This window comes from Pedobacter hiemivivus, from assembly GCF_005144565.1.
In the GTDB taxonomy this organism is placed as follows: domain Bacteria; phylum Bacteroidota; class Bacteroidia; order Sphingobacteriales; family Sphingobacteriaceae; genus Pedobacter; species Pedobacter hiemivivus.
Map to the genome: position 1 here is coordinate 620,958 of NZ_SWDX01000003.1, position 19,033 is coordinate 639,990.

At 34.9% G+C, this 19,033-nt stretch carries 19 protein-coding genes; 8 read left to right on the forward strand and 11 right to left on the reverse strand.

What is annotated here, in order from left to right; genetic code table 11:
* Positions 1-100: 100 nt before the first annotated feature.
* From FBD94_RS09835 to FBD94_RS09855, 5 genes are all read right to left on the reverse strand, one after another.
* Positions 101-610 carry an RNA polymerase sigma factor gene (locus tag FBD94_RS09835; protein WP_136880084.1) on the reverse strand — a complete coding sequence of 170 codons (510 nt, stop codon included), beginning with the start codon at positions 608-610 and terminating at the stop codon, positions 101-103.
* 13 nt (positions 611-623) lie between these two features.
* On the reverse strand, positions 624-1,169 hold the full coding sequence (locus tag FBD94_RS09840; protein WP_136880085.1) for an RNA polymerase sigma factor: 546 nt from the start codon (positions 1,167-1,169) through the stop codon (positions 624-626).
* A 1-nt stretch (position 1,170) separates the two neighbouring features.
* A complete protein-coding gene (locus FBD94_RS09845) occupies positions 1,171-1,629 on the reverse strand; it encodes an RNA polymerase sigma factor (protein WP_136880086.1) in 459 nt (152 codons plus the stop codon).
* Between the two features lies 1 nt (position 1,630).
* Entirely contained in the window at positions 1,631-2,749 is a 1,119-nt protein-coding gene (locus FBD94_RS09850; protein WP_136880087.1) for a FecR family protein, read from the reverse strand.
* An 81-nt stretch (positions 2,750-2,830) separates the two neighbouring features.
* On the reverse strand, positions 2,831-3,412 hold the full coding sequence (locus FBD94_RS09855) for an RNA polymerase sigma factor (protein ID WP_136880088.1): 582 nt from the start codon (positions 3,410-3,412) through the stop codon (positions 2,831-2,833).
* Between the two features lie 652 nt (positions 3,413-4,064).
* Here FBD94_RS09855 and FBD94_RS09860 point away from each other — a divergent pair.
* The 8 genes from FBD94_RS09860 to FBD94_RS09895 all read left to right on the forward strand — a co-directional run bounded on the left by FBD94_RS09860 (position 4,065) and on the right by FBD94_RS09895 (position 9,563).
* Positions 4,065-4,691, forward strand: a complete 627-nt coding sequence (locus FBD94_RS09860) for a Crp/Fnr family transcriptional regulator (protein ID WP_131606883.1) — start codon at positions 4,065-4,067, stop codon at positions 4,689-4,691.
* A 2-nt stretch (positions 4,692-4,693) separates the two neighbouring features.
* On the forward strand, positions 4,694-5,338 hold the full coding sequence (locus FBD94_RS09865) for a Crp/Fnr family transcriptional regulator (protein WP_136880089.1): 645 nt from the start codon (positions 4,694-4,696) through the stop codon (positions 5,336-5,338).
* A gap of 129 nt (positions 5,339-5,467) precedes the next feature.
* A complete protein-coding gene (locus FBD94_RS09870) occupies positions 5,468-5,827 on the forward strand; it encodes a hypothetical protein (protein WP_136880090.1) in 360 nt (119 codons plus the stop codon).
* 354 nt (positions 5,828-6,181) lie between these two features.
* A complete protein-coding gene (locus FBD94_RS09875; protein ID WP_235884432.1) occupies positions 6,182-6,655 on the forward strand; it encodes a MauE/DoxX family redox-associated membrane protein in 474 nt (157 codons plus the stop codon).
* Between the two features lie 89 nt (positions 6,656-6,744).
* Positions 6,745-6,981 (forward strand): hypothetical protein, encoded by a 237-nt coding sequence (locus FBD94_RS09880; protein ID WP_136880092.1) that lies wholly within the window; start codon positions 6,745-6,747, stop codon positions 6,979-6,981.
* 268 nt (positions 6,982-7,249) lie between these two features.
* Positions 7,250-7,483 (forward strand): hypothetical protein, encoded by a 234-nt coding sequence (locus FBD94_RS09885; protein WP_136880093.1) that lies wholly within the window; start codon positions 7,250-7,252, stop codon positions 7,481-7,483.
* A 59-nt stretch (positions 7,484-7,542) separates the two neighbouring features.
* Positions 7,543-8,583 (forward strand): hypothetical protein, encoded by a 1,041-nt coding sequence (locus FBD94_RS09890; RefSeq protein ID WP_136880094.1) that lies wholly within the window; start codon positions 7,543-7,545, stop codon positions 8,581-8,583.
* 737 nt (positions 8,584-9,320) lie between these two features.
* A complete protein-coding gene (locus FBD94_RS09895) occupies positions 9,321-9,563 on the forward strand; it encodes a DUF6520 family protein (RefSeq protein ID WP_136880095.1) in 243 nt (80 codons plus the stop codon).
* 253 nt (positions 9,564-9,816) lie between these two features.
* Here the strand turns inward: FBD94_RS09895 and FBD94_RS09900 are convergent, their stop codons facing one another.
* The 6 genes from FBD94_RS09900 to FBD94_RS09925 form a co-directional block, all read right to left on the reverse strand.
* Entirely contained in the window at positions 9,817-11,337 is a 1,521-nt protein-coding gene (locus FBD94_RS09900; protein WP_136880096.1) for a TlpA family protein disulfide reductase, read from the reverse strand.
* Positions 11,338-11,348: 11 nt separating this feature from the next.
* Positions 11,349-12,731: a RagB/SusD family nutrient uptake outer membrane protein gene (locus tag FBD94_RS09905; protein ID WP_136880097.1), complete on the reverse strand. Its 1,383-nt coding sequence runs from the start codon at positions 12,729-12,731 to the stop codon at positions 11,349-11,351.
* A gap of 10 nt (positions 12,732-12,741) precedes the next feature.
* Positions 12,742-16,026, reverse strand: a complete 3,285-nt coding sequence (locus FBD94_RS09910) for a SusC/RagA family TonB-linked outer membrane protein (RefSeq protein WP_169472271.1) — start codon at positions 16,024-16,026, stop codon at positions 12,742-12,744.
* 218 nt (positions 16,027-16,244) lie between these two features.
* On the reverse strand, positions 16,245-17,369 hold the full coding sequence (locus FBD94_RS09915; RefSeq protein ID WP_136880099.1) for a FecR family protein: 1,125 nt from the start codon (positions 17,367-17,369) through the stop codon (positions 16,245-16,247).
* Between the two features lie 93 nt (positions 17,370-17,462).
* Positions 17,463-18,038: an RNA polymerase sigma factor gene (locus FBD94_RS09920; protein ID WP_136880100.1), complete on the reverse strand. Its 576-nt coding sequence runs from the start codon at positions 18,036-18,038 to the stop codon at positions 17,463-17,465.
* Positions 18,039-18,075: 37 nt separating this feature from the next.
* The gene (locus tag FBD94_RS09925; RefSeq protein WP_136880101.1) at positions 18,076-18,636 is read right to left on the reverse strand and encodes an RNA polymerase sigma-70 factor; all 561 of its coding nucleotides are present in this window, start codon (positions 18,634-18,636) and stop codon (positions 18,076-18,078) included.
* Between the last annotated feature and the right edge of the window lie 397 nt (positions 18,637-19,033).

Consider the following 19,033-nt stretch of genomic DNA (forward strand, 5'->3'; position numbering starts at 1 on the left):
TCAAAATTTAACCTCTTCTGGAAGGCGCTAGCTGGAACAGGTTTTATCATGTTTGTTTTTTAACGTCCTATTCTAATCCGGTCTTAAAAATTTAAGCGCGCTATTCTTTATTTTTTTTTATGGTGTTTTCACTGCTATTGCGTTTCTCTGAAGTCAACTTATGAGAAAGATTAACTTTGCAACCTGATTCAAATTCTTCCTGCATTTCTTCAGGAAGCCGCTCTACGCTAGCTTCAATATGAACAGTCAATTCGCGTGTATTTATTTCATCGTTCAAATCAGAATCTTGAACTTCAAAACGCATAAGGGACTGGAGGCATTTTTCCTTCAAGTCGCTTCGTTTGATGATATTTAAAATCTCGTGTCTAGCTGATGAGTATAGATATGTAGATAAATCTGACGTTATGTGTATCTCGTCGATATTGTTCCATAAATAAATCAAAACTTCCTCAACAATTTCTCTTGAATCTTCGTCATTTCCAAGCATCTTCCGGGCATGCAAGAACAATACTCCCCAGTACCGATCATAAATAGCGGTAAAAGCATTACGATCACCATTTTTCAAATGGGCAACAAGTTCAACATCAGATAGTTTTTTGTAATTATTCATAAGATTTATCTAGTTACGTAAGCTTTCCTCTCAAAATTCTCAATGCACGCTGGAGATTTGTTTTTACTGTATTTTCTGGCATAACCAGATGTTCCGAAATTTCTTGACGATTCATAGAATTCTTCCTACTCAATTCAAATACAGTTCGCATTTTTTCGGGCAAGGCAGCAATTTCCTTTTCAATTAAGCCACGTAAGTCGTTATGGCGAACCAGATGGTCCGTAGAATTTTGTACTTGATCAAGATAGGGCTGAAAGTTTTCAGCGTATTTTTGAGTGATTTTTTGGTGTCTATAGTGATTAATAATACGATTCTTCACTACAGTAAACAGAAAAGCGATTAACTCACCCGGAATATTAATCGTTTCACGCTTTTCCCATACGTCAGTAAATGCATCGTGGATTATATCTTTTGATATTTCCTTGTCACTTAAACGCCTAACAGTAAATGAAAACAATAAGACATAGTACCGATTAAAAATCTCGCTGAATGCGGCCTCATCAGAGTTTCTCAATAAATCAACCAACTGCTCACCAGGTAAATTGCTATAATTATTCATATTATATTTGTTTATTGGTTTGTTTACTGCTTAAAAATATTTCACGAACGCTATCAGGAAGTAGGCGAACTTCCTTTTCTATCATTGTGGTTAATTGCTTTTCTCTTATTAAATGATCAGTAATAATGGTGTCATCCTCCATAAAACTCTTGAATGATTGTATGCAGTTTTCTTTGACATCTCGGTGGACCATCAAAGTAATCATCTTAATACGCACCGCTCGATGCAAATAAGATGACAAGACTGGAACCTCCAAAGTTTCCCTCTTTAGCCATATATCAGTAAAAAGTTCCTGCAGTATATCCATTGATTCCTCCTCATCATTTAGGCGCCTGTATGTAAACGCATATAGTAGTCCAAAAAACCTTTGATAAATTTCGGAATAGGCATCGTGTTCCCCTTCTTTTAAGCGTACTACAAGCTCAGTATCAGACAATAAATTATATTCGATTGTACTCATATTACTTATTGGTTACAGTAACAGTTCTTCCGTTAATCTTAAACTTTACTTCGCCAGTTGCCTCCAACAAACGCAATACCTCAGTGATACTTCCATATTTCGATATTGTACCACTAAATATTTTATCACCTAGTGATTGATCAGTATAAACTATATCTACATTGTACCAACGGGCTATTTTTTTCATAATTTTCCTCAGAGGCTCTCCGCCGAAACCGAACTCTCCCATTTTCCAGCTGATCACATCATCGGGATCTACAGTTTTGATCTGAATACTGTTTGCTGTTACGATTGATTGCTGGTTAGGTTTGAGTAACACATTATCTTTTTTACCGAATGATGAAACACGTACAGATCCTTCTAATAATGTAGTTTTAATATCAATATCATCAGGATAACTGTTTACATTAAAATGAGTACCCAATACTTTAACTTCTTGCAGTCTGGTTTTGACAATAAAAGGATGTGATTTATCTTTGGCTACTTCGAAATAAGCCTCGCCAGTCAATTCAACATTACGATTTTGTCCTTCAGGTAGATCCTTAAAAGATGATGGAAATTTAAGACTAGTGGCAGCATTTAACCATACCGCTGTCCCATCTGGTAACATTAACCGATATGTACCACCTATAGGAGTTGCGGCAACTAACATTTGAACTTTAGCATGATCCAAGCTACTGGAAGCCACCTTACTCCCATCATCATATGTCAGTTTTGTTTCCCTTATCTTAATGCCTGTTTTATCCCCACTTAGGCTTATAGTTTTTCCATCAGCAAGTGTTAGCGTTGCTTTGTTAGTACCGGGAGAGATATCAGATGTGGAGACGAAATTTGATTCAGGAACATGAGGTTTATTGAAAAGCCAGAAGGCTCCGAGGCCAATTACCAATGCAGCTGCAGCGGTCATTGCCACCCTGTAATAAAGCCTTAGCCTATTTTGCCTACGGCTCATTAGTTTATCCCAAATATTCTCTTGGGCTGAAATAATTTGTTCGAATCCCGGTGCATCTCTCAGATACGGCAATTTTGCGTACCAGTTTTCTACTATGGCCATTTCCTCTTCGGAGCAATCACCTTTGATGTACTTATCAATCAATAACTTTGCCTGATCTCTATCCATATTATTTTAATGCCCTTATAACAGGGGCTATATAGATAAGACAGTTTAAGGAGGCACTTGAGGCAAAAAAAATAAAATAATTTACAACAATTTAAAGAAGCATAGCAAATAGCTATAAAAACCCAGTTTTCTTCTCAAAACTTTAAGCGCTCTTTTAACCTGAGATTGTACGGCTAACTCAGTCATATTCAATTCCGCTGAAATTTCTTTATGAGATAAATGCTCTTTTCTACTTAGGATAAAAATAGTGCGCATAGGTTCTGGCAGTGCATCTATTTCTTTTTCAATTAGCTGTTTCAAATCTTGCTCTCTAACCTTGTGATCAGCATAGGTATAATCCAATTCAGAAGAACCAGCTAAAGAATCGATATACTTTTCCGAGACCTTTTTATTCGCAATTTTATTTAACATCCGATTACGGATGCTAGCGTATAGATAGGAAGACAGACTTCCCCTAAGATCTAGCAACCTTCGTTTATCCCAAAAAGCAGTAAACATTTCTTGAATTAGGTCATTTGCTTCTTCATCATCCTCCATTCTTCGGCAGGCATGGATATATAAAATACTAAAAAACCGTTTATAGATTTCGGTAAAGGCGAGATGATCCCCTTCTTTAAGTAAAATGGCAAGCTGTTCGTCTGAGAAGTTGCTATAACTGGTCATCGGCTAATTCTAGTTAAACTTACTGATTCTCAACCTTACACGAGATGAGCGTTACTGGCAAACATATTAAAAAAATTACCATTTTTTTATAGAAGAATCCAATTTACCTAAAAAGCATTGCAATCTCCAATAACTTTTTTTGTTCCATTTGCAACATACTTTTGTCCAAAAAGGGACATTCGATTACAAAAACCTACAGTAACTTCGAAATAGTTAATAAATCAAACGCCAACGAATAAAATAAAATGAATAACGCAGCAAAAATCTCAATGTTTTATTGTCATCCTTTTAATCAATCGCTATGCTGACCTCCCCTCCGGTATCAAAGATAGATTAATTAAAGAGGGAGTAGCATTTTTCTTGCATAAGGGGGCGCTTAAAATTGCTGCATTTTGCCAGAAAAGTCCAGTTGATATTAAAAAAAAAGTTACGAATTTTGAGTTAATACTACGTTTTGGTTACCAAAAAACTGCATCCTACACTAGCTTTTTTGTTCCTTTTGCAACATACTTTTGTCCAAAAAGGGACATTCAATTACAAAAACCTACGGTAACTTCGATATAGTTAATAAATCAAACGCCAACAAATAAAATAAAATGAATAACGCAGCAAAAATCTCAATGTTTTATTGTCACCCTTTTAATCAATCGCTATGATGACTACCTCCAATGTATCGAACAAGGAAAGATTAAGAGAGATCATCAGACAGGAAATTGTACCTGGACTAGAGGCACTAACTGGTTCCTTAACTGAAGAATGTATTGAACACATTACATCACACAGCAGATTAAAACAGGTTACAAAGAATCAGTTTATTCAATCATCTGGATCTTATGAAGATGGCCATCTGAGTTATCTGTATAGAGGAATTGCACATAGCTTTTACTATCACCAGGAAACCAACAAAACTTTTGTTACACGCCTTTGGAAAAAGGATGAAATCATATTTGATACAAACAGTTTTGTCAAAAGCGAAGATAGACTAGAAAGCATCCAAATGTTAGAAGATGGTGAGCTAATCGCTATAAACTATTACCACCTAAAGTCTTTGCTCAATAAGTTTCCTGAACTATTTGCCCTTTTCCCCTACTTACAAATAGATCGTGAAAAACACAGCAAATATTATCAACACCTTCTAAAACTAACCGCAGAAGAAAGAGTTAGCCTATTCATACAACATAATCCTACATTAATTAGTAGAATAAACAAAGATGCTATTGCACTATACTTGGGTATGTCAAGATGCAGATTTAGTACAGCCCTACATAAAAACATTTAACCATGAAGGCAATAGAAAACGAACCCATAGTAAGATTAGAGTGGCTTATCAGAGAGGAGCTTGTCCCTAAACTGGAAATTCTAGACATCTACTTAAGAGAAGAATGTATTGAATACATAATCTTAAATAGCAAATTAGAGCATGTAGCTAAGGACCAGTTTATACAAAAAAATGGATCTTATGTACATGGTCATTTGTATTTTCTATACAACGGAACAGCATTTGGTTTTTATCATAATCAACGGATGGATAAAACATTCGCTACACGTCTCTGGCAAGCTGATGAGATCATATTTGATACAAACAGCTTTTTAAATTGTGAAGATAGAATTGAAAATATCCAAATGTTAGAAGATGGTGAATTAATCTCTATAAATTATGATTCTTTAAAAGTTTTACTTGATAAATTTCCAGAGGTATTTGCACTACTGCCCTTTTTAACAATAAAATTTGAAAAACACAGTAGGTTCTATCAGCATTTGCTAAAAAGAACAATTAAAGAAAGAATTAGCCTATTCCTAGACCATGATCCCACTTTAATTAATAAAATAAGTAGAGATATTATTGCACTATATCTAGGTGTGCCAATAACAAGTTTTAACCGAGCTTATGCGCTATATAAACATAATAAGGATGACGATGTCTAATCGGTTAGCTTTTGTTACAATTGTAACAAAAGTTTGTTGCAATTGTAACACGCGTTTGTTACACATGTAACAAAACATCACTTAAACACTACATACATTTGGTATAACAAAACGCTAATACTCAAAACAATGAACGCTGATAAAACAATCCATTTCTTGAAGCCAGAAAGCTGTGATGTGATGGATGAGCAGCAGAGTCCATATTATATAACACTTGAACAAACTAGTACTACGCCGAAAGATATTTTTATGTGTGAGTACCAGTATGATGAAGAAGTGATAAGAAATGATGAACATAACATTTGCTTTTATGGGGGAGCCGAAAGTTATCATGGATTATTTGTTTCAAAAGTATTTGCAGATACGGAAGCACAAGCCTTGAAAAGAGCGATTAAAATAAGGAATGAGGCGATTGCAAAAGGTGAGTGGAACCTGGCTTGGGAAAGACATAAATTACAGCAATCGCGGTTCAATAAAAAAAATAGATAATACAAATGAAACCAAATTATATACAGTTTTTACTCTAAGAAAGGCCGTGGGCTAATCTGATGGACTATTAGTCCCGGTCTTTTTTTACCAAATCCAGTAATTGGAGCTGTTAGCTGAGATGAATATACATATGTAGATACGAATGTTGCAAGACAATTTTTTCAAGTTTTATTTAAGTATGCTGCAAGAAAGTACAGAGTATGATTATTTCGAATACCACTTACCAAATCCCGATCGGCCAATTTGCGGGCATTACGGCACAGATGGTTTTAACATCTAAATAATTAACTCTTTACTACTTGTAGCAACAAAAAGCTAAACGGAATTAAATAACACATGACCAAAATTATAAAAATGGAAACAACAATGAACAACCAAAGGTCGAGAGTTTTATTCTCTGATAAAACCAAGCAAATAATAGTTGAGGTAATTTGTTATTTGTTTGTACTACTGTGGATTTATGCTGCTACCAATAAAATACTGGATTTTGAAAAATTTAAAGTTCAGATAGGGCAATCACCTATCCTTACAGATTACGCATTAATTGTTCCCTATTTAATTCCATCTATTGAAATTATCATTGCTGTATTAGTATTAATTAAACGGACCCTTTTGATTGGCCTTTATGCTTCGTTTGGCTTAATGTTAATGTTTACTATCTACATTTTTATCATCCTAAACTTCGCTGAAAAGATTCCGTGTTCTTGTGGGGGAATTTTAGAAAAAATGGGATGGACAGAGCATTTGATCTTTAATATTGGATTTGTAGTCCTTTCTCTTATCGCGATCATCTTTCAAACACAATTTAATGAAAAAAAGGCCAAATAAAGCCTTTCAAAATTCTATTCTCGATTGAATCAGGAGATGCTGAAAACCTGTAACTAAAGAGTAAGCATAAAAAACAAAATTAAATTATTATGAAAAAAATATTTTTCACCGGTCTTGTAGCAATAGTTGCTATCGGCGGAGCATTTGCATCAAAACCATCTACAACTCTATTACCGAATCCTGTTTATGACAAAAATACTTGTCAAGAGGTGGAAGGTTGTACATCTCTGTACATTGGTACACCTGTATGTACAATCCTGCCTGACCCAGCAGATTATGTTGAGGTAGATTGTATGACTCCAGAAAGCTTTTTCGAAAGATTCTGATTGCCATCTACATTCTAACCATCCTAAACTTCGCTGAAAGGTACCGAATTCTAGTGGGCGAATCTTGAAAAAAATGGGATGAATAGAGTATTTGATCTTTAATATAGGATTTGTAATCCTTTCTCTTATTGCGATCATCTTTCAGACACAATTTAACAACAATAAGGCTAAATAAAAGCCTTTCAAAATATTCTATTCGCGATTGAATCAGGGGACGCTGAAAACCTGTAACCATAGAGTAAGCAAAACAAAACAAAATTAAATTATTATGAAAAAATTATTTTTTACCGGTCTTGTAGCAATAGTTGCTATCGGCGGAGCATTTGCATCAAAACCATCTACAACTCTATTACCGAATCCTGTTTATGACAAAAATACTTGTCTAGAGATAACAGACTGTACATCTCAATCTGGCACACCAGCATGTACAATCCTATCTAACCCAGCAGATTATGTTCAGATAGATTGCAGTACTCCAGAAAGTGCTTTCCAAAGACTTTAACAGCTTACCTAATGAATGTGTACCATCTGGTACACATTCATTAACACATCACAAGGAATATGAAGATTTATTATAAGATAATTGTAATCACAGTAAGCTGTATAGTAGTTCTGGGGATTTTAAACTTTATATCGACAAAACCCAACCGTCATAAAAATGGATTTAATAGGACATTCCTTAAAAAACCAAGAATCATATCTACTAAATATTTAGGAGATAATACTAAATTTTATATATCAGGTAGTAATGCTAACCTATTATATCTGACAGATTACATAGATCCAAATACTTTATTGGTCAACGATTTTTCATCACAAAGCATCACCAAAATCAAGTTAACAATCCCCGAAAAGGAAAAAATCGCATGGGGTGTATTGAAAATAGAGATAGATTCCGGTAAAGTTTTCGCTTATGATGGATTGACCCGAAATATTTTTGAAGGATTAACTTTGAGTAAAAACATGGGCAAGAAAAATTCTCCCGAAAGTAGGTTTGACAATTGTTATTCAATTCCTAATGACTCATTTGTCATAAGAAACATAGATCCTAAAAGTAAAAGATATGCACTCAGGAAAGTTTCACCCAATGGTAAAAATATACAATTCCACGACTTGGGTAGTGTTAAAGATGTAATATTTTCAACGGACGGAGTCCTGCTTTATAACAAACAGATTAACCAAATAGTCTACGTTTATTATTATAAGAATTGCTACATTCAATTAGATTATAATTTAAAAAAGATATCTTCAGGGAATACAATTGATACATTATCAAATCAGGTTTTGCAAACGGGTGTATATGGTACACAAAAGATAACAAAATTGCTTGGAACACCAGTAATAGTGAATAAGAGAGCCAGCACATTTTCTAACAAATTATACATACAATCAGGCTTGAAGGCGGACAACGAGGACTATTTAGATTATAATAACAAAATAACTATCGACATCTATAATCTAAGCAATCAGAAATATATACACAGCATTTCTATTGAAAAATTTCAGAATAAGAAACTAAGCGAATTTAAAATTGTGGGTAACAGGCTTGCTGCATTGTTTGAAAACTATCTTGTGATTTATGACTTAACCATCGTTTCTTAGGTTAAAATTATCAATATTTGATTTGACATCGTTAATAACTGTTTTTTTATTGAATTGTTCAGGTATTATCCTTACAATATCTGGCCCGGCGGACAAAGCCAGTAATAAATCAGACGAGGAATCAGTACTTTTACCGTTTTTATCAACCAAAAGTAATGTTGGTACAGTCTGTATCTCATAATAGGTAATAAATGGTGTTTTATTCCAATACCATCAATATATAGAATTATCTCGTGCTCTTTACTTGTATTATGTCCATCTTCTATATCCTTAAGCTAAAGGCCCTTATTAGGTTCGATAGAAATGACGACAAAGAACGTCCTTTTTCCCTTTTTAGCGGCACCTCTTCCAGAATTCTATTACACACTTTCTCCTCACCTAGAATTCTGATTGCCATGTAAATATTATCTCCAGGTTCAACATAACATGAATAAAATTGAACAAATGGAAACAGTGAATAAACAACCATCGAGAATTTTCTTCTCTTATAGAACCAAGAAAATACTAGTTGAAATAATTTGTTACTTGTTTGTGCTCTTCTGGCTTTATGCTGCTAGCATAAAATACTGGATTTTCAAAGTTCAGATGAGACAATCACCTATTCTTTCAGATTATGCTGTAATTATTGCCTCGTTAAAAGCTAAATAATAGCGTTTCAAAATATTTTATTCGCGATTGAATCAGGGTACGCTGAAAACCTGTAAACAATAGAGTAAGCGCAAAAAAACAAAATTATTATGAAAAAAATATTTTTTGCCGCAGTAGTTGCAATAGTTGCAGTTGGCGGAGCTTTTGCATCAAAACCAACAAAAAATGCATCGCCTCGTCCTGTGTATGACAGAAATACATGTGAGGAGATATTATATTGTACATCTCAACCCGGTATGCCAGCATGTACAGTGCTCGCAAACCCAGCAGATTATGTTGGGCCAGATTGTGATACTCCTGAAGGCTCTTATGCAAGAGACGCAGGATACTAATAATAGTTTACTAAGTGAATGTGTATCATTCGACACACATTCACTTATATATCACAAGGAATATGAGAATTTAAGTGATACCTGCAGAGCATTTGTCTAGAGAAATTCCACAAGAAGAAACTAAGCGGATTTAAAATTGTGGACAACAGGCTTGCAGCCTTGTTTGGAAACTATCTTGTAATTTATGACTAACCAACAGGAGCTCATTTTTCGGTTGGAAAGATAAACGTCTGATAGGAAGTTCGCTAATACTTTACCTTCTATTAAGTTGTTCACGTATCATTCTCACAACATCCGGTCCAGAAGACAATGCCAGTAATGAATCTGAGGAGGAATTAGCAATTTTTCCGTTTTTATCAATCAAAAGTAATGTTGGTACGGCCTGTATCTCATGGTAGGTAATATAAGGATGTTTCATTCCGAGACCATTGGTATATAAAATTATCTCATGTTCTTTACTTGTATTATGTCCATCTTCTATATTCTTGAGCCAAACGTCTTTATTAGGTTCAACAGAAATAGCGATAAAAACAATATCCTTATTCCCTTTGAACTCATCAAAAACTGACGATTTTAACGTAGTTGCAAAGAATCTGCATCCTGAACAAACTGTACCATAAATATCTATCAATACAACTTTACCTTTAAAATCTGTCAGCTGTACTCTTTTACCTTTTGCATCAGTTAAATCGAAATTTTTCGCTGGACTCCCAGTTTGAAACTTGGATGATTTAGCTAATATCGCTTTCTTAAATCTCCTATTCTGGATACTATTATATGCGTTATTGAGACATTCGGTATATTGATTTATATCTTTTTTTTCTTCACCAAGCCTAAAAAGCACATTCATGAGGTATGTCACCATTAGCTTTTCTTTTAGTTGAACATTTTTCTCATATTGTAATGAATTATATATATCTGTTATTGAATATTTTGGGCTACCTATCCTAATCTTAAAAGCTAAAATCTCTCTATAGATCTTATAATTTGTATAAAAAGGCGATCGAGGGGACAAATTAGAGTCATTAGCTGGCAAAAAAGTTGTGAACAAAGATTTTAGAACATCTTTATTAAGAGAGGTATATTGATCGGAAATTTTGTAGACTACCTGCAAAAATTCTTTTCCATGTATATCAGCAAAAATTAAGTCATAAATGGAATCAGTTAATTCGGATTTGTAATATTTTAACAGAGAATGAGCCGCTTCTAACCGAATCGAAGTGCCTTCAAAAAATCTCTCCATCTCTCGAAATGCGGTTTGGTGATCGGATTTAACATTGTTTTCTGGTCTAATTTCCATAATTTTTGAAAGACTATTTATTGCTAGGAATTTAGCTGCACCTCTTCCAGAGATTCTATTGTACACTTTCCCCTCACCCTGAATCGTGATTGCCATGTTTATACTATCTCCAGGCTCGATATAGTATTGTGCGTATCTGGTATTTAACATATTTAATATTTTGCTACCCAAAATATTTTCATCTCCATGAATGGATAAATGCAGACTCCCAATTTCATTTGTCGTGGGCAATTTTACATAGAAATTACCATTTGTATCCGGCTGAACCACAATCTTAATTCGCCCATCAGATAGGGCTTCGCTATATGTAGACATCACACTGGGTGTAAAAAAAACTATAAGACTATCATGTCCAAATTTTCCTCCGTTAATTTTACCTTGAAGAGTAATTGGTCTTTGATCTGGCTTTATAACATCCGCATAAGTTTTGAATGTGCTAAAAAATGCTAGTAATGTAATGGCAAGGTATTTCATATTCTTTTCAATTAAAGATTAGGATTTTGTTGTTGTTCCAACTGAGGAATTGGAAAAAATAATGCCGTGGCTTTCCAATTGCTCTTTGAAACACTGAGAACCTCATTGGCTCTGTTATTTCGCTTTAGGTCATACCACCGATGCCCCCACTCGGCAAAAAATTCAATTTGCCTTTCATTCTCAATGGCAAGCAATAACTCAGCTTTATTAGCAGCCATTGTATTACTCAGTCCTGCACGTTTTCTAATTACATTCAAATCACTTTGTGCTTCACTAATCTTATTTAATTGTGTTCTCGCCTCAGATCTTATTAAATATTGTTCTGCTAATCTTAAAGCCACTAAATATTCGATAGGTGGCAAACCTACTGCAAGAAAGGTAACTTTATACTTAAAAGGATAATAATAAATTGAGGTTCCAACTTTTAATTGTCCCACCCAACTCGATCGAGCATCATTTGCAGGTATCGACTCTCCTAATTTCTTATTCAAACTTAAATTTGTGGGGGTATTTGTTAAAATGTAGCGAAAACCATCAAAAGTGTTGTATTGAGGAACAACGGGTGGAATTTGCCAGATAGCCTCTTTACTTTGAACAAGAAAAACATTACTTGTTAGTGTTTCAATTTTGTAAGCATTATTTGTAATTAATGCTGTTGCTTCTAATTCTGATTTTTCCCATTCTCGGTGATATAGATATACGCGAGCTAGGAAGGCTGTAACCGCTGCTTTATTTACTCTTGTTCTTTGATTGTCGATAGTGCTATTGTTAAGAAGCTCTTTAGCTTCCTGTAAATCCTTGATTATAGAATTATAAATTTGCTCATTTGTACTTTTAGATATAGACCTATTAACGGTATAATCACTGTTGAGGACTAATGGTACCTCTCCAAAAAGATTAACTAATTGAAAATGGCAGAATGCTCTAATGAAAAGAGCCTCGCCGGTTATTTGTCTTTTTAAGACTTCGCTAACACCATTTGATGCTGCCAAACCTTCTATTATTGAATTTGATGAATATATATATCTATAACATTCCGACCAGATAATAAGCAATTTACCATTTGCAGGATTAACCTGATTATTGAAAAACTCAAGCTGTTCTAAATCGGTAGTGGAGTAGTTGGTTAGTTCATCGGATGACAATCCGGTCATTGTTGTTATACTGTTGGATCCACTGACAAATCCTGCACTCGTTTGGGCCATCCTGATATAAATCCCTGCCATAGCAGAATTAGCTGTTCCATCATTATCAAAAACCAATTTTGAACTTATTAAGGTTATTGGAGGATCAACCATTAAAAATTTTTTACAAGAAAAATTGGCGATAATTATTGATATCAACACAACTAATTTCAGATTACTAATTGTGTTTTTTTTATATATTGTTTTCATTTTCAAAAAGTTAAATGGTCAATTGAAATCCAAGTGTGATTGTACGAAGCGGAGGAAGGCTGAGGCTTTGTGTCTCCGGGTCCAATCCAACGTAGTTTGTAATGGTTCCCAAATTTTGTCCTTGAACGTAAACCTTCGCTTTTTGACATTTAATCTTATTCATTAGTTTCCCTGGAAGATTATAAGAAATAGCCAAATTCTTTAGCCTTACAAAAGAAGCGTCAGTGACCTTTAAAGTACTATTTAAACTATTTTGGTAAGCAATATATGCTGTCGAAGTTGTTTGGGTAAATCTTTGAACAGGTTTAGTATCACCCTCCTTTTGCCATCTGTTAAGAATCTGTATAGGTTGATTACCTAGAAAACCTGGGGCAACAAAATAGTTCCTGTAACTATCTCCTGTTTGCTTCACAAACTGTATCAAAAAAGTGAAATCCCAATTTTTGTAAGTGATTATATTTTGAAATCCACCAAAAAAACTCTGAGATTTTTCAACTAAAGATTGATAATCACTAAGAGGATTTTGGATGCCATCACCATTTCTATCTTCGAACTTGTAAATTCCAGTTGTGGTATTTAATTCGGTAAACTTATAAGATCTAACGATATTAAGTGATTTTCCCACTTCCCTTGAATTCCTGTAACTAGTATTCTCGATACCTGGAAAACTAACCAATTTGGTTCTTGGAATTGAAATATTAAATGAACTCGTCCATTTAAAATACTTTGAATCAACATTTCTTGAACTAACTACTACCTCCAAACCAGTATTTTGAACTATAGCATTTAAGTTTGATTGTATTATGTTAAATCCAGTTGTTGATGGTACTGGAAAACCTACAAGTTGATTTCCAGATCTGTTCCTATAATAGGAAAATGAAGTATTAATTCTGTCTCTTAAAAATCCTAAGCTTAATTCAATCTCAAATTTTTGATTTTCTTCCCATGCAAAGTCAGGATTGAATAAATTTACCGGAGCCAGTCCTGTTGTGGTTCCGTAATTATATAAAGTAGAACTCCACAGGTCATAATAACCATAATCACCAATTTGATCGCTTCCAGTAATTCCATAGCTTGATCTTAACTTCCCAAAGCTTAGAAAAGGAATATTCTTCTTGATGAAATTTTCTTGACTAAATATCCATGCTGCACCTATGGCACCAAAGTTTGCAAATTGCTTACCGGGCCCGAAGCGACTACTTCCATCCCTTCTTCCGGTGACGTTTAGAATATATTTGTCTTTCCAATCATAATTAATCCTCCCAAATAAGGCATTATACTTATAAAGACTTTGGGTTGCCGAAGAAACTGCAATAGTAGCAGCACCTTTAATTACACCCAACATGGAATCATTGGTATATCCAGAAGCGCTTAGGGTCTCACCTGCAAAATTATTCTTTTGAAATGTGCTACCTACCAAAATGGTCAAGTGTCCATCTCCTAATTTTTTTTCGAATGAAAGTTGAGGCTCTATAATCCAAGTTTCTAGATTGCTTTTTGAAAACATCGCAGATCCGTTTACTGGTCCAGTAGTTGGGTTGTAATACGTGCTTGGTAATGTGTTTCTTTCAGCGAGGTCGATTTGGGTGTATCCCAAACTAGTTTTTAAATTTAGGCCTTTTATTATAGCATAACTAAGCTCGCTGTTTATAATGATGTTTCTGTTTTCAGTAAAATATCTGGATTCAAAATTTGCGAATGGATTTCTCCAAGTTCCATTTTGCCAGTTTATTTTTCCTTTTTCATCAAATACTTCTGGTGCATTTGGGGATAGAGTTACAGCCTGTGTAGTTGGGTCATAGGCAACAAGATCATTTTCATCTTTTAGGTATGATAATGACATATTTGCTTTAAACTTTCTATTTGATGAATTATGATTCAAGTTTAAAAGCAAAGAATATTTATTATCTGCAACATTATCTACAGGAAGGACAGTGGATTCTCGATGCTGACCAGCCTTTATTAAGAAGCTTGTTTGATCATTACCTCCCGAAATACCTAATTGAATATCATGAGTTTGAGCAGTCCCCCCGATAAGTTTTTCTTGCCAATCTGTGTATCTATTTTGATCCCAAGCGCCATTCATATCATAGTCTGACACTGCCGCAGCGGTCTTCTTGTCATTTACAAAGGCTTCCTTTCTCATTTCTAAGTATTCCTCTGTATTCAATACTTCCATAAATTTGGGCACCTCAGCCATTCCTTTATAAATATTAATATCAAAAGTTGTCTGGCGAGCTTTTCCAAATTTTGTTGTTATTAACACAACTCCATTTGCACCTCTCGATCCATATATAGCTGTCGCATCTGCATCTTTTAGAATTTCTATGCTTTCAATGTCATCCGGATTAAATGCACTTAATGGATCAATACCTATAATACTACTTACGAGCCCTGATGCAATTGATGTAGATATGAATGGCACCCCATTGATTATGTATAACGGGGCGTTGCCGTTAGGTCTAAGACTGTTTAATCCCCTAATAATAATATTAAAACGCGCTCCAGAAAAGCCACTGGTTTGCTGTATCTGTACTCCAGGAATCCTTCCTTGCAAGGCTTGCAATGGATTACTTATAGGTTGATCGGCTATTACCTTTGAGTCTACACTTGATATCGATCCCGTCCTCTTCCTATCAGTCACCGTATAATACCCCGCATTTATCTCTACTTCTTCTAATTTATCAGTGCTTAGGACAAGCCGTATATTTCCTAACCTCTCAGATGCATTGATTTCTTTACTATCGTATCCGATATAAGATATCACCAAAATATCATTCGCATTTACATTTTGTAAACTAAATTCGCCGTTGGCATTTGTAACTGTACTATTAGTACTCCCTTTAATCTTTACGGTGGCACCCTGAAGTGGCTGATTATTCTCGTCCATCACCCGGCCACGGACATCAATTCCAACAACCACACCAATCCCCTTTTCAATAAGGGAACGATTGTCTACTTTAATTACAATGGACTTCCCTACAATTTGGTAAGTCACAGAGCGTCCAAATAAAAGCTTATCCATCACTTTTTCAATGGGGGTGTTGTAAAAATCAGCATCTATAAGCTCACGAGAATGGAATTGGCTATCAGACCAAACGAATCTATAGCCTGTTTGCTTTCCAATCTCCATGAAAAGATCAAAAAGCGTAATGTCTTTTTTATTATAAGTTAGCTTTTGTCCGCGTGTGTCTTTTGCACTTAACTGGATTACGGCTATTAAAATTATAATAATGGTTAACCGCATTATAAGTAATATTTTATGGATATACTTCTGAAGAACATCCCGTTTCATGAAATTGATTTTATACATTTCATCGGTTTTATGACAAGGCTTAGCGGTTCCGACGCTACTTTAATTTTGCTTAAGTAAGTAAAATTGGCTAAGTTTGCTTGTCTGTTAAATTGATCGTTTGATAGGTTAAGTAATACAGGCCCTGGTCGTTTATGTTCTGATAAAACATAAGCGACTTTTTTATGCTCGCATTAAGATTATTTAGGGAGGATCTCTAGTCAAGGTTTTACCATAATCCTCCTTCCCTCAATTTTAAATTTAACGTCCCCTGTTGCTTCTAATAAACATAAAACCTGAGAGACTTTTTCATACTTAGATATAAAGCCACTAAATGGCCTATTTGCAATTTCTTTATCGGCGTATATCACCTCGACATTGTACCAACGTGCAATTTTCTGCATGATACTTTCAAGTCTTTCATCCATAAAAATAAACTCTCCATTTTTCCAGGCAATAGCTGTTGTTGGATCAATTTGATGTACACTAATGCCATTCGAATTAAGTACAGATTGCTGGCTAGGTCTTAATATGACTCCCTTTGTTTCACTACCAGTTGATGTAAGAGAGGCAACCTTAACGCTGCCCTCTAACAAGGTTGTTTTAACTGAGAGTTCATCGTTGTAGGCAGATACGTTAAAATGGGTACCCAGCACCTCAATTCTTTGTTTATCCGTGGTAACGACGAAAGGATGTTCTTTATCTTTAGCTACCTCAAAATATGCTTCTCCTGACAGTTTAACATTTCGATACTGTTCTTCTCCTTTTAAAGAAGGGTTATAGGTTAAGCTGGATGCAGCATTAAGCCATGCCGTTGAACCATCTGGTAGGCGCACTTGATAGGTGCCGCCACGCGGAGTAGAGATGGTAAAGCTCTGAGCTCGCTCATTATTTATTAATGTACCATCAGTGTAAGTTAATTTCGATGCATCAACTACGATACCAGCTTTCGCATCACTTAGTTGAATTATTTTCCCGTTTTGCAAGGTTAAAGTTGCCTTGTTTCCACCTGGAGTGATATCTGCTGAATATTTCGTAGGTGTAATAGCAGTTCTTTTAAATAACAGTGTCGAAAAGGTACCTATAATTGCTATTGCCGCCGCAACAAGCAGGATGTTCAACGGCCAGTTAATCCTTGCTCCTTTTTGTTTTTCCCCTGATTCAGAATCAAAAGTTCGCAAAAAACGTTCTACATCGTCCTCCCAAACATCATCAGGTAATTCTCCATTAGGGTTATTTTTCCCTTTATTATTGTACCAATTCTCTAATTGCTGCAATTCCTGTGGACTGCAGTTACCATCTTGGTATTTTTTCGTTAAGGCTTGAAAATCTTCTTGAGTTATCATAAACTTTTTAGGACTTATAACCTTAAGACAACTCAAAGGTGCCTAGACCCCATATCGTATTAAAATAAAGTTATCATTTTGTTAATATTTCAATCAAATAGTACTCTGCGTGCGTAAAATGATAGGGTTGTTGCGTAATATCTTGATGGCCCTTTGGATTTGATTACTGACATTACTTTGGGACAGACCGAGCAATTTGGCAATCTTCTTCTGAGAAAAGTATTGCTTACGGCTGAGCTTGAAAATCTCGCGCATTTTAAACGGCATTTTTTCAATTTCCGACTCAATCACCTTAGTCAATTCTTTTAAACACACTTGTTCATCAGCAAGCTCTCCCGAATCTTTTGCGTAGATAAAAAAATCCTCTGCGTAGTTCATTTCTACTTTTGCTTGCTTTAGATGATCAAATACAACATGGCGTACGGCAGTATGTAAATATGATTTAAGAGAAGTATTAATATCTGTTTCTGCTCGTTGGTAAAACAGCTTAGTAAAAATCTCCTGGACTACATCCTTTGCGAGATCCATATCACCTAACATTTTGCCAGCATGTAACACTAAGGGGGGAAAATAATGATCATAAATTACTGTAAATGCACCATTAAAATCGCCGTCTGACTGTAGCAACGCTATCAGTTCTACGTCTGAAAATCTGCTATAATCACACATAATTCCCCAATGATTAAATAAATCAATACATGAATAGTCATGTATGTAAAAGGTTGTTGCCGCTTATTTTTTTGATTGCTAAGTTGATTTGATTATTGACTGTCTTTTTGGACAGATTGAGCCGTGTGGCAATTTCCTGATGAGAAAGGAACTGTTTACGGCTGAGTTCGAAAATTTCGCGCATTTTAATCGGCAATTTTTCAATCTCTGATTCAATAGCATCCGCAAGCTCCTTTAGACAAACTTGTTCATCAGCAAGCTCTCCTGAATTTTGTGTATAGTTGAAAAAATCTTCCGCATAATTCAATTTAACTTTCGCGTGCTTAAGATTATTAAATACCTTATTGCGCACCATCTTGTATAAATAAGCAGAAAGAGAAGTATTAATATTTAAGGTTTTTCGCTGCTGATAGAACGTGGTGAAAAGTTCCTGTACCACATCCTTAGCTAGTTCCACATCACCTAACATTCGATTAGCATGTAAAACCAATAATTTCCTGTAACGATCATAGATTGCTGTATATGCAGCAATATCTTCATACTCTGACTGTAGCAACTCTACGAGCTCTACATCTGAAAATTCGCTATAATTAATCATATATCCCTCGATTAAATCTAGTAGGATTTAACCTACCCAAAATTGAAAAAACAGTAACCTGTTCATTTTGTTCATTTTGTTCAAAGCTGTTTTTTCCTGTCTGTTCACAGTTTATCGGCTTATTTTCAGCTTCACAAGCTTCACGCTTGTTCGATTTTGTTCGATTCGATTTCATATTTTTCAGATTAGGTATTTTGTTAATAGTCGTATTTTTTTCCAATCCCTATCTGACGCTCTTTTTAATTAAAAAATCTACGATTTAAATAGACTTACTTAAAAAAAAGACGTTAGTTTTATGATACAAATAGTCCTATAAGACAGCTAAAATACCAGCTTATAGATGAGGGTTTAACAATAGGCTTTATGGAGTTATCAGGTTAGCACCTGGACCTCACGA